The organism is Xanthomonas maliensis, from assembly GCF_009192945.1.
GTDB classification, from domain to species: domain Bacteria; phylum Pseudomonadota; class Gammaproteobacteria; order Xanthomonadales; family Xanthomonadaceae; genus Xanthomonas; species Xanthomonas maliensis.
The window spans coordinates 18,320-30,489 of sequence record NZ_NSET01000006.1; the positions used below are offsets into that span (position 1 = coordinate 18,320).

At 65.8% G+C, this 12,170-nt stretch carries 9 protein-coding genes; 2 read left to right on the forward strand and 7 right to left on the reverse strand.

The features are described 5' to 3' along the window. Positions 1–73: 73 nt before the first annotated feature. The 4 genes from CKY51_RS01865 to CKY51_RS01880 all read right to left on the reverse strand — a co-directional run bounded on the left by CKY51_RS01865 (position 74) and on the right by CKY51_RS01880 (position 6,262). Positions 74–1,381, reverse strand: coding sequence for a PQQ-dependent sugar dehydrogenase (locus CKY51_RS01865; RefSeq protein WP_022973044.1), 1,308 nt, complete (start codon positions 1,379–1,381; stop codon positions 74–76). Beyond that, entirely contained in the window at positions 1,378–1,791 is a 414-nt protein-coding gene (locus CKY51_RS01870) for a hypothetical protein (RefSeq protein WP_031340134.1), read from the reverse strand. Before CKY51_RS01870 ends, CKY51_RS01865 begins: the two co-directional genes overlap by 4 nt. A gap of 185 nt (positions 1,792–1,976) precedes the next feature. Further along, positions 1,977–5,084: a multidrug efflux RND transporter permease subunit gene (locus tag CKY51_RS01875; RefSeq protein ID WP_022973046.1), complete on the reverse strand. Its 3,108-nt coding sequence runs from the start codon at positions 5,082–5,084 to the stop codon at positions 1,977–1,979. Between the two features lie 44 nt (positions 5,085–5,128). After that, positions 5,129–6,262, reverse strand: coding sequence for an efflux RND transporter periplasmic adaptor subunit (locus CKY51_RS01880; protein ID WP_484607007.1), 1,134 nt, complete (start codon positions 6,260–6,262; stop codon positions 5,129–5,131). A 91-nt stretch (positions 6,263–6,353) separates the two neighbouring features. On the opposite strand from CKY51_RS01880, the gene CKY51_RS01885 reads away from it, so the two are divergent. Both CKY51_RS01885 and CKY51_RS01890 read left to right on the forward strand, forming a co-directional pair. Continuing rightward, positions 6,354–6,929, forward strand: coding sequence for a TetR/AcrR family transcriptional regulator (locus tag CKY51_RS01885; protein WP_031340136.1), 576 nt, complete (start codon positions 6,354–6,356; stop codon positions 6,927–6,929). 693 nt (positions 6,930–7,622) lie between these two features. Continuing rightward, positions 7,623–9,401 (forward strand): EAL domain-containing protein, encoded by a 1,779-nt coding sequence (locus tag CKY51_RS01890; protein WP_022973049.1) that lies wholly within the window; start codon positions 7,623–7,625, stop codon positions 9,399–9,401. 27 nt (positions 9,402–9,428) lie between these two features. Here CKY51_RS01890 and CKY51_RS01895 read toward each other — a convergent pair whose 3' ends face one another. The 3 genes from CKY51_RS01895 to CKY51_RS01905 all read right to left on the reverse strand — a co-directional run bounded on the left by CKY51_RS01895 (position 9,429) and on the right by CKY51_RS01905 (position 11,875). After that, a complete protein-coding gene (locus CKY51_RS01895) occupies positions 9,429–10,019 on the reverse strand; it encodes a DUF1349 domain-containing protein (protein ID WP_081641416.1) in 591 nt (196 codons plus the stop codon). 196 nt (positions 10,020–10,215) lie between these two features. Continuing rightward, complete coding sequence (locus CKY51_RS01900) at positions 10,216–11,136, reverse strand: M14 family metallopeptidase (RefSeq protein WP_031340138.1); 921 nt, start codon at positions 11,134–11,136, stop codon at positions 10,216–10,218. A 229-nt stretch (positions 11,137–11,365) separates the two neighbouring features. Further along, complete coding sequence (locus CKY51_RS01905) at positions 11,366–11,875, reverse strand: ferritin-like domain-containing protein (protein ID WP_152248797.1); 510 nt, start codon at positions 11,873–11,875, stop codon at positions 11,366–11,368. Positions 11,876–12,170 lie beyond the last annotated feature (295 nt).

A 12,170-nucleotide genomic window follows, 5' to 3' on the forward strand; every position in this document is an offset into this window, starting at 1 on the left:
GCCGATGGCTGCCTGAAGAACGTTCCACCCTCCGCCGGCGCAGCCGGCCGGCGGAGGCACGAACTTGCAACGCCTAGCGCGGGCTGGCTGTCTGCGGCGTCACGCGCCAGATGGTATTGGCCAGATCGTCGGCGATGATCAGCGCTCCGCGTGGATCGACCGTCACACCCACCGGACGCCCGCGGGTCTTGCCGTCGTCGCCGAAGAACCCCGACACGAAGTCGATGGGCTTGCCCACCGGTCGGCCATCGCGGAACGGCACGAACACCACTTTGTATCCCACCGGTGGATTGCGGTTCCAACTGCCGTGCTCGCCCACGAACACGCCATCGCCGAACTGCGTGCCCAGCGCGGGGGCGGAAAACGCCACGCCGAGCGCAGCGACGTGCGATCCCAGGGCATAGTCGGGCGCGATGGCGGACGCGACCTTGCCTGGATCCTGCGGCATCACGCGGGTGTCCACATGCTGGCCCCAGTAACTATACGGCCAGCCGTAGAAGCCGCCCTCGCGCACCGAGGTCAGATAGTCGGGCACCAGGTTCGGGCCGATCTCGTCGCGCTCGTTGACCACCGACCAGAGGACGCCGCTGCCTGGCTGGATCGCCAAGGCGGTGGGATTGCGCAGGCCGGTGGCATAGACCTTGTGCGCGCCAGTGGCGGCGTCCACCTGCCAGACCTGTGCGCGGTCGACTTCGGCCTCCATGCCGCGTTCGGTGATATTGCTGTTGGAGCCGATGCCCACGTAGAGAAACCGCCCGTCCGCACTGGCGGTCAATGACTTGGTCCAGTGGTGGTTGATCGCAGATGGCAAATCGGTGACCTTGCGCGGCGGGCCGTCGGCCTTGGTCTGCCCTTCGCGATAATCGAAGCGCACCAGCGCATCCTGGTTGGCCACGTACAAGGCCGACCCGATCAGCGCCAGGCCATACGGCGCGTTGAGCTTGTCGGCGAACACCGTCTTCAGCTCGTAACGGCCATCGCCGTCGGCATCGCGCAACAGGGTCAGGCGATTGCCGCTCTTGACCGAGGTCGTGCCACGCGCCTTGATCGGCGCGGCGATGATGTCCTTGGGCTTGAGCTTGGGTGCATTACCGCCGCGGCCTTCGGCCACCAGAATGTCGCCATTGGGAAGCAGCAGCGTCTGGCGCGGAATGGTGAGGTCTGTCGCGATCGCGTCGATCCGATACCCGGCCGGCACCGTCGGCTTGCGGTCGCCCCAAGCAACTGGATCGGCGATCACCATGTCCGGCATCAGACCACGCGCCGGCGCAGGCATCTCTGGCGTCTGACCGTATTGATCCAGCTGCGGCGCCTGACTGCAGGCGGCAAGGGCGATGGCCAACGACGTGCCAGCGATGCGTGTCACGTGATGAACCTTCATCGTGCACCTCCCCGCAAGCGTGCAAAACCCAGCACGGTGGCGACCAAGGCCAACGCCGTCGCGATCACCGACAACACCAACGCTGTGGGCATGATTGCCCAGGCATCGCGTCCGTGATGGACAGCATCGAAGAAGCCAACGCCCCAGGTTGCGAGCAGCACCAGTACATAGCCCAGGTGGCGCTGGCCGCGGATCAGCGCCACGATGGCGCAGACCAACGCCAAGGTCGCCATCACCATGGCGCCAACCAACAACCAGGCGGCAAAGTTGCTCCACTGAATGTGGTAGCTGCGCCAATAGGCGTAGTCGCTGAGCAACGCGCCCAGGAACAGCGGCCACACCGCGCCCAATAGCGCAGCATGCAGCGGACCGATGGTCCAACCGCGAGAAGACGAAGAGAGTGGCTGCATGAAGGCTCCGACAGCGGGATCGATCGGCCGATGCTGCCAGTCCACACGACTAGAGCCTGTGAGGCCGATGCAATGCGCTGATGACGACGCAGGCCGCACTGCGGCTGCCGCGCGGCGTTGCCGTGCCGCACGCCGCGGATGCACGCTGGCGCGTGGCATCAGCACAAGCAAGCGAACGCGGCCGCTCAGGTCGATGCGGCGTGGCGCGCGGAACGGCGGCGTGCCATCACCCAGGCGAAGAAGATCGGGGTGAACAGCACCCCCAGTGAACTGGCTGCCAGCATGCCACCGATGACGCCGGTGCCGATGGCGTTCTGACTGGCTGCGCCGGCACCACGGGCCAGCACCAGCGGTACCACCCCGAGGATGAAGGCCAGCGAAGTCATCACGATCGGGCGGAAGCGCAACCGCGCAGCCATCAGCGCCGCTGCACGCGCATCGTGGCCGTCGGCGTGCAGCTCCTTGGCGAACGCGACGATCAGGATCGCGTTCTTGGCGGCCAGACCGATGATGGTGATCAGCCCGACCTTGAAGTACACGTCATTGGCCAGGCCAGCGACCCACACCGCCGCAGTGGCGCCGATCGCGCCGATCGGAACGATCAACATCACCGACAACGGAATCGCCCAACTCTCGTACAGCGCGACCAACAACAGGAACACGATCAGCAGCGAAAAACCGAGCAGCAACGGCGCCTGCGTGCCGGCGGCGGCTTCCTGATAGGACAGCGCGGTCCATTCGTAGCCGATGCCGGCGGGCAGATCGTCGAGCAAGCGTTCCATCTCGGCCAACGCCTCGCCCGAGCTGGTGCCCTGCGCCGCCTCGCCGGTGATCTTGACCGCGGCATAGCCGTTGTAGCGGGCGATCTGTACCGGCCCCTGCTCCCAGACCAGGTGGGTGAACGCACTGAACGGCACCTGTTGTCCGTTGCGGTTGCCCACGTACAAGCTGTCCAGCGCCTCTGGCGTGGCGCGATAGCGGGCATCGCCCTGCACCACCACGCGCTGCAGGCGTCCTTGGTTGACGAAGTCGTTGACCATGGCCGAGCCGAACGCACTGGACAACACGTCCATCGCTCCCTGAAAGCTCACGCCCAGCGCCTCGGCCTTGCCGCGGTCGATCTGCAAGCGCAGCTGTGGCGCGTCGGCCAGCCCTTCGATCATGGCGTACGCCAGTCGTGGTGAATGACTGGCGCGCGCAAGCACCTGTTCGACCGCCGCCATCAGCTGCTCCCGGCCGAGATTGCCGCGATCCTGGATGCGCAAGGCGAAGCCGCCCGAGTTGCCCAAGCCTTCGACCGGTGGCGGCAGCACTGCCATGATGGTGGCGTCGCTGATGCCCGCCAGCGCGGCATTGGCTGCAGCGACCTCGCTGGCCGCGGAGGCGTCCGCATCGCGCTCGCTCCAGTCCTTCAAGGTCGGGAAAGCCAGCGCCGCATTGGCGCCGCTGCCGGAAAAGCTGAAGCCATAGACCAGGGTGATGTCCTGCATGTTGCGCCGGCCGGCGAAATAGCGATTGACCGCATCGCCCGCCGCCCGGGTGCGCTGGTCGCTGGCACCGGGTGGGAGCTGCACGTCCACCATCAGATAGCCCTCGTCCTCTTGCGGGACGAAGGCCTCCGGCAAGCGCAGATAGGCGAAGGCCAAGCCGGCCAGCAACGCCAGATAGATCAGCATGCAGCGTCCGGCCCGCCGCAGCAGGCGGCCATTGAGCGCATCGAAGCGCTCGGTCAGTGCGGCGAAGCGGCGATCGAACCAGCCGAACACCCCGCGCTTGGCCGGTTGCCCGTGTGCCGGTGCGAGCAGGCTGGCGCACAGGGCCGGCGTCATCGTCAGCGCCAGCAATCCGGAAAACAGGATCGAGACTGCCAGCACCGCCGAAAACTGCCGGTAGATCACGCCCACCGAACCGTCCATGAAAGCCAGCGGCAGGAACACCGCCGCCAGCACCAAGGTGATGCCGACGATGGCGCCACCCACCTGGTGCATCGCCTTGATCGCCGCTTCGCGCGGCGACAGGCCTTCCTCGGCCATCAGCCGCTCGACGTTCTCCACCACCACGATCGCATCGTCGACCAAAATGCCGATCGCCAGCACCATCGCGAACATGCTCATCATGTTGACCGAGAAGCCGAGCAGCTTCATCACCGCCAGCGTGCCGAGCAGGCACACCGGCACCACGATCGCGGGAATGAGCGTGTAGCGCAGGTTCTGCAAGAAGAGGTACATCACCAGGAAGACCAGCACCATCGCCTCGAGCAAGGTGCTCAACACCTTGTGGATCGCCACCTTGACGAAGGTCGAGCTGTCGAATGGAACCGAATAGGTGATGTCGGCCGGAAAGCCATGCGAGAGCTCCGCCAGCCGCGCCCGCACCGCGGCCACCGTCGCCACCGCATTGCCACCCGGCGCCAGTTGCACCGCGGCGCCGGCTGCCGGCCCGCCGTTCTGCTGCACGTCGAACTGGTAGTTCTCCAACCCCAGCTCCAGCTTGGCCACATCCGCCAGCCGCACCATGGCGCCATTGGGATCGGCCCGCAACACGATCTGACCGAATTCCTCCGGCGACTCCAGCATCCCGCGGACCACCAGGGGGGTGGTCAGCTCCTGCGCTTGTCCGAATGGGCGTTCGCCCAGATTGCCGGCAGCAACCTGCAGATTCTGTGCACGGATCGCGCTGTTGACGTCGGCGATGCTCAGGCCGTAGCCCGACAGCGCTTGCGGATCGACCCAAACGCGCATCGCCGCATCGGCACCGAAGAACTGCACCCGTCCCACGCCAGGAACCCGACGGATTTCGTTGTTGACCACGCGCGCGGCGTAATCGTTCAAGCGCACCACGTCGGTCGACGGCGCCTCGGGCCGGTAGGTGAGCGAATACAGCATCAGGAAGCCGGCGGTGGTCTGCTCCACCTGCAAGCCAAGCTGGGTCACTGCCGCCGGCAGACGCGACTCCGCTCGTCGGATCCGGTTCTGCACATCCACCTGGGCGATGTTCGGGTCGGTGCCCGGCTTGAAGGTCACCATCAGCTCGCCGCTGCCATTGGCGCTGCTGGACTCGTAATACAGCATGTCGCGCGCGCCGTTGAGCTCCTGCTCGATGATGCTGGTGACGGTGTCGTTGACCACCTGCGCCGACGCGCCAGGATAGGTGGCGTAGATGCTGATCTGCGGCGGCGCCACCTCTGGGTACTTTTCCACCGGCAAGCCTGGCAGCACCAGCACGCCTGCCAGCGAGATGAAGATGGCCATGACCCAGGCGAAGTTGGGGCGGTCGATGAAGAATCTGGACATGGCGATTACCTGGAGCCGCGGTGGTCCGGACGGACGGAAGAGCGTTAGCGCGCGAGATGCACGACGCTGCCGGGCTGGAGCTTGCCGGCACCGGAGACCACGTAGCGTTCGCCGGGGGCCAGGCCATCGAGCAGTTGCCACTCGGTGCCGACCATGGCGCCGGTACGGACCTTGCGTCGCTGCGCCTTGCCCGCCGCATCGACCACCATGACGCTCGCCTGACCTTCGGCATCGCGCTGGATGGCGCGCTGCGGGACGTAGACGGCGGTGCTGGCACCGCCATTGGGCGCACGCACACGCACGAACATTCCCGGCAACAACACTTGGTCCTGGTTGCGGAACTGCGCGCGCAAGGACACCGTGCCAGTGCCTTCATCCACACTCATGTCGGAAAACAGCAGCTCGCCCTCACGCGTCTGCGCCAGTTCCGGAATGTCGATGACCACCCTGACCGCGTCGGCATCCGTCTGCGCCTTGCGCCGCAGCCGCAAGGCGTCGGCGAGCGGACGTCGGAAGTCGGCGAAGATCGGATCGAGCTGCTGCACCAAGGCCATGGCCGTGGCGTCGCCGCCCTGTCCGACCAAGGCGCCCTCGGTCACCAGCGCCCGGCCGATACGGCCGTCGATCGGTGCCCGCACGGTGGCGAAGGCGCGCTCCAACTGCGCGGTCCGTAGCGCGGCCTGCGCCGACGCCACGGCCGCCTGCGCACTTCTGTCCCCGGCCTGGGTGGTCTCGAAGTCCTGCCGGCTGATGACCTGTTGTTCGACCAACCGCCGTGCGCGCTGGAACTGCGCACGTGCGTTGTCCTGCTCGGCCTGGGCACGTGCCAGCTCGGCCTGCGCACGCGCCACTGCGGCGTCGAACGGAGCCGGATCGATCTGGAACAACACCTGCCCGGCCTTGACGTCCGCGCCCTCGACGAATTGCCGGCTCAGCACGATGCCGGGCACTCGCGCACGCACCTGCGCCGCGCGGACGCTGGTGATCCGCCCAGGCAGCTCGGCGGTGGGCAGGACGGTCCGCGCATGCGCGACGGCAACCTCTACCGCGGGCGCGCTCGTGGGCGTGGCAGCCGGCTGGCTGCCGCAGGCGGCCAGGACAGCCGATAGGCAAAGCGGGAGAAGGACGAGGCGAGAAAGGACCACGGCGGCAATCCCTGAAGGCGGCAGCGGCATCATGCACCGTCGAATCAAATGAATCAAGTTTGATTCATAAGAGGCTTTGAGAAATCATTCGGTATGCTGTGGCTCCCTCGACGCCCAGCCCCGCATGAGCCAGGACGACCACCGTTTGATCCGCCTATTGGCCGCCACCCTGACGCGCCGCCCGCGCAGCACCCTCGCCGAGCTGGCCGCGGGTGCCGGCATCAGCCGCGCCACCTTGTATCGATTCGCTCCGACCCGCGCCGCGATCGCCGAACGCGTCACCCAGGTGGCCTGGGCCAGACTGGACGCGGCGCTGGAGCGCGGTCGCGAGCAGGATCCGCTGCAGGCGCTGGAACAGATGACCCGCGCGCTGGTCGAGGACATCGACCTGGTGATCTACGTCGTCAACCAGATGGGCATCGAAGGCACCGAGCGCGGAAACACCTACTACTCGGCGCCAGAGTGGGAGCCGTTCCAGGCGCGCCTGGATGCGTTCTTTCTCGATGGCCAGCAACGCGCCGTGTTCGGCATCGAATTCACCGCGCCCTGGTTGAGCGATTTCTATCTTTCGTGCCTGTTCGGCGCCGGCTGGGCTGTGGCCACCGGTCGGCTTGCGCCTGCGTCCGTGAAGCACGCGGTGCTGTCCTCCTTTCTGCACGGCGCCGTTGCCGCACCCAAAGCGATGCCGGTGCGCGACTGAAAGGGCGACAGTCGATCTGCGTTATTCGGGCGCGATCGGTGGGCTGGCAGTCTGTTTGAAACAAGGCACCTTGCTCAGTCGCCCCGCCGGGACACTCGCGCGATCGGATTGACTCGGCATTCCCCAGGGCGTCTCCGTCCGGCGCAATTGGGATGCCGCAGTTGGACGCGGGTGTGTTGAATCGCCGACGAGCCCGCAAGGAGACATAACCGCACGAGTCGCCTTTACGGCATGAAAATTCCAGGAGGGGCTGCCAAACCAAAATACTCCTTAATCTATTTTCCAAGACGTCGCGCCACCGCGCGGCATCAGGGTTAAGTCGTCTGGGTGGTTCCGTCCATATTCACTGCAAACGCGGGGCCAATTTTCACATTCGTGATTGATACAGGCACGACCGAGCGAATAGATGTCAGTGGCAAGTGTTATGGGTCATCGGTTGAGCCTGGCTATACTCAGATCCCCATTCTCCGAGGCACTGGTAATGAGCGATGCATGACGGTGCCGCTGCCTGGATGTGCTCAGCACAGGATTGATTGGAAGTTGCCCTGGACGCTGGCAAGAAGACCCCGCTACCGTTAATGTCATCGCCGCTGACGGACGCAACACAAGACATCCTTCGATGCGTCCTCATGCACTGACCACCCGCGATACGTCTGCTTAGCGAGCGCTGTTTCGACACGGGAACCGGATGCCATGACACGTGTGCGCGAACACAACCAAGCGTCGTTCGATTGGTCGGGCGTGCCGATCGAGCTCGGCGGTGCCGAGCCGCTGGAGCAAATCGCCCGTCTGGTCTGTCACGCCTTGGCCGCTCCGGCGGCGGCCCTGACCATCACCGAGGGCGGACGGCTGCGCGTGCTGGCGTCACGCGGCATCGCCGAGACGCATATCGAACGTGCGGTGGAGTTGTGCATGCCGCAAGCGCCATCCGCGGCGCACATCACCGAACGGGTGGAACCGGCGGCGCTGGAGTCGATCGAGCTGGGCGATGCCGCGTTTCCGCCGGGACCGGCGCGCTTTCTGGCGTGCGTGCCAGTGAGCGCCCCGCAGGCCGGCATGGCGGCAACCCTGTGCGTGGCCGACACCCGCGAACGCCGCCTGGCCAGCCAGGAACAGCAGCAACTGCAGATGTTCGCCAACGTGGCGGCAGCGCAGCTGGAGCTGCAGTTTGGCGCCGGCCGGCGCGAGCCGCACAGCGGCCTGCTCAACGCCCGGCAACTGCAATCGGACCTGGATGCCCTCGCCTTCGGCAGCCATCTGGGGCCGGCCTTCGCCGCGTTCATCGAGGTCTACGACAGCCAGGCGGCGAACGATGCCCGCCAGGCGCTGGGCATGCAGCCGCTGGACGAGCTGGTGCGTCACGCCAGCTACCTGCTGACCCGTGCGCTGCGCGGCAAGGCGACCGTCTATCACGTAGCGCCGATGCGCTTTGCCTTCTTCTTGATGAACTCAGCGCCCGACGAAGTGGAAGACCTGTTGCTGGACCTGCGCGATATGTTGCTGACACCGATCGATGCTGCGGGCATCCCGATGTCGCTCACCTTCCATGCCGGTGTGGTGCGCTTTCTCCCGCAGCAGCCGGAGACCCACGATGCCATGCGCAAGGGCCTGGTGGCGCTTGGCGATGCGATCGAACATCACGGCATCGTCTGCTGGTACAACGCCTCGCACGACGATGCGATCCAACGTTCCTACCGCCTGGCGCTGGACGCCGAGCGTGCCCTGAAGGACGGCGACTTCCGCCTGGTGTTCCAGCCACGGGTGGACCTGAGCGACCTGTCGGTGATCGGCTTCGAGGCCTTGTTGCGGTGGAAGCACCCGGTATTGGGAGCGATCGGCCCGGACGAGTTCATCCCGCTGTTCGAAAAGACCGCGCTGATGTGCACGGTGACCGACTGGGTGATCGCGACAGCACTCGACCAATTGGCCGCCTGGCGATCCGAAGGCATGGATTTCAACTTGTCGATCAATCTGTCATCGCGCGACTTCGGCAATCTCAACCTGGCCTCCGACGTCATCGATCGCTGCACCGCCTTGGGGATTCCCACCAGCCGCATCGAGCTGGAGATCACCGAAGGACGCTGGCTGCGCAGCAATGTGCAGGCCCTGCCGCGACTGCGCGCCTTGCGCGACGCCGGTGTCAGCGTGGCGATCGACGATTTCGGCACCGGCTACAGCAACTTCGGCTACCTCACCGAGCTGCCCGTGAACGTGCTCAAGCTCGATCGCTCGCTGGTCACCGGCATCGCAGTGACGCCCGCCATGCAGCTGCGTGCCGAAGCCGTAGTGCGCCTGGCCAATGCGCTGGGCTACCGAACGGTCGCCGAAGGGGTGGAAGACGCCGCCGAAATCGCCTTGTTGCGCAGCTGGGGCTGCGAGGAGGCGCAAGGCTATCTGCTGGCAAGGCCAATGGAGGCTGCCGCCATACCAGCGTATTACGCACAGACAAACGCCCTGCACTACTTGCCATGAGCGCGCTGCGGGCACGGCAGCGCTCGCTCAGCTCAGATCGTGCAAGTCCTTGCCCAGCGGCGGTCCCAGCCGCCAGTGGCTGAAACGCACCTGCAAACCGGCCCGCTCGGGGGTACAACACATCGGCCCGACCTGGTACGACGCCGCGTGCGGGAACGAGCACAGGCGCACCAACGGCCAGTGCTGGCCATCGGCCGACACCTGCAGGCGGAGGACGCCGCCGGCCACCGTCGCACGCATCCAGAAATCGGACGGATCGCCCTGATAGAGGCCGGTCGCCCAATCCGAGAGCCCGTTGGTCAACACGCTGCTGAGCATGGCGTGGCCATCGCTCAATTCGATGCCGGCCTTGACCCAGCGCGCCTGATCCACCCGCACCATCAGCCCGGCCTGGTCGTACAAGGCCGCGTACTGCGCCCGTATGCGGACCTGTGCGCTGAAGCACTCGCCGCTGGTGAATCCGAGAAAATGCCCGCTGTCGCGAACGAAGCCGTAGTGCGTGGTACGCCAGAAATCGGTGTTGCGGTCGGTAACGACGTCCAATACGTCATCGTCGATGCGTGTCTGGGTCGGACGGTTGAGCCACTGTCCGTCGGCCCACGAAGTGCCTGCATGCATGGGGATCTCCTTGTACTGTGTTTGCGCTCGCAGCGAGGTGCTCGCCGCCCGTCCCAGCACGCCAACGATCACACGGTGGCGCATTGCATCTGCCAGTGAAAACCGCTGGGCGCATGCTGCCGAATCCGGAATGGGAACCCCGTTCGCAAGAAAAGCACGCCGGCACGGCCGACGCAGCCTGCCGAGTATCCCCCGCTCAGCCTTGCGCCAGCGCGTAGTCCAGCGCCGCACAAATGGCCGCGACCTGGGCAGCGTTGCATTGCGCAGCGGTTGCGCGCGGGCTGTCTGGATAGACTTCGGTCGTGGTGCGGAAACGTGCATCGCTCAGTCCCGCGCACAGGCCCAGCCGACGCGCCGGATAGTGAATGACGCCAGGCGCGGCCAGTGGCGTACCGATCAGGCATCCACCGGCGTCGGCCGGGGCGATATGGGTGACCTGCGCAACCGCAGCGATGATCGCCTGCTGGAAGTGCGCTTCCGGCGCCGCGCTGTCGGCAACCAGGTAGAAGCCGTCGGGAATGCTGCCTGGCACGAACGGCACGCCATCGCGAGCGGCCAGCGCGGGGCGGAATTCGCTTTCGTCGCTGTCGGTGGTTTCGTGCAGATCGATATGCACGCGCAGGCCCGCCTGCAGGGGAGCGACCAGGGCCATCAAGGACGCCGCTTCCGGCGCCGGGCTGTCGGCACGGAACGAGCGATTGGGGTCGATCGCCGCCGCGTTCCAGCGTTGAATTCGTTCATACCCCCAGGGATTGACGCAGGGCGCGACCACCAGGTTGAAACGGCCGCGGTAGGCGTCGGCACGTTCGCGCAGGAACTGCAACGCACCATGCACGCCGCTGGTTTCATAGCCGTGCACGCCACCGCTCACCAGCGCCGTTGGCAACGACGCGTCCCACCGATCACTGCGGACTGCCAGCAGCGGGTAGCTCTCCTCATCGGCCGCGATGCTGCCGTAGGGCACGATGTCGAAGTGGCCGCGCAAATCATCGATGGCAGCGACCACGTCGTCTCGATAACTGCGCTGCCGGCGCTGCCGCGCCCGCCAGCGGTCTCGCTCCGCGTCTCCCCACGGTTGCCCGGGAACACCGATCGGATTGCGCAAAAAATCGCTCATGGCCACCATCGTCGATTGGGAGCCTATAAGCGTAAGCGTTGATGCGCCTGTGCGAAACCGTGACAGCGCCTGTGTGTGCGCAAAGCGACTGCGCGAAGGCCCCACCGACACTGGCAGGGATGCGCCTGTGCGAAACCGTGACAGCGCCTGTGTGTGCGCAAAGCGACTGCGCGAAGGCCCCACCGACACTGGCAGGGCCTTCGTTGAGACGGCGACGTCCTAGGATTGGTTACTTTTTGGCAGTGACGCCGGGCGTGGCATCGCGCACCAGAAATTCCTCGGTCAGTTGCGGCAAGTGCTCCAGCAGCCACTGTGCCATGGCCTGCTCCTGCGGCAGGATCTGCTCGCAGACACGAACCGTTTCGGCATCGCCCACCGTGCGTGCCGCCCCGATCAAGGCGGTGTAGGTCGCGATCTCCAGGTTCTCGAAGACATAGCTGGCCATCGCGCCCTTGACGATTTCATCAGAGGTGGTCATTCCACCCATCGCTTGCCCGAAAGCAGCCATCTTGCCCATGGCGTCCTTGATGATGGAGGGCGAGCCACCCAGTCGCTGGATGCAAGCCTCCACCAGCCGTTGCTGCCCCAATGTTTCCTCCAGGTGCTGCTCGATCCGGGCTTTGAGTTGGGGATAGTGCTCGATCCGCGCCGCCTGTGCCTTGAGCATCTGCTCGGCCTGCTGCTCCATGGCGTGCGCATCGCGCAGCCAGTCCAACAGGTGTTCCTGGGGTTCGGCCATGTCCCGTCTCCTTTGCGTTTGCGGTGACCCCAGCCTGCCCGGCGCCGGATCAACGCCACGCTTGCGTGGGGTGAACGCCAGGTGCGGCATGCACGGCAGCTTTACATCCACGGGCAAAGCACAGCCAACAAAGGTTGTCTCCGCAGATCTCACCCCTTTTATGACGGTGCGCGCTACAAGGCGCGCCCCTGTGCGACCGGTCACTGCGGCAGGTCTTGCGGTCGCGGTTAATGCGCATCTGACCAGCAGCGCGATTTTGGCCGCAATCGTTCTCGCTGCACACCGGGACCGTGCA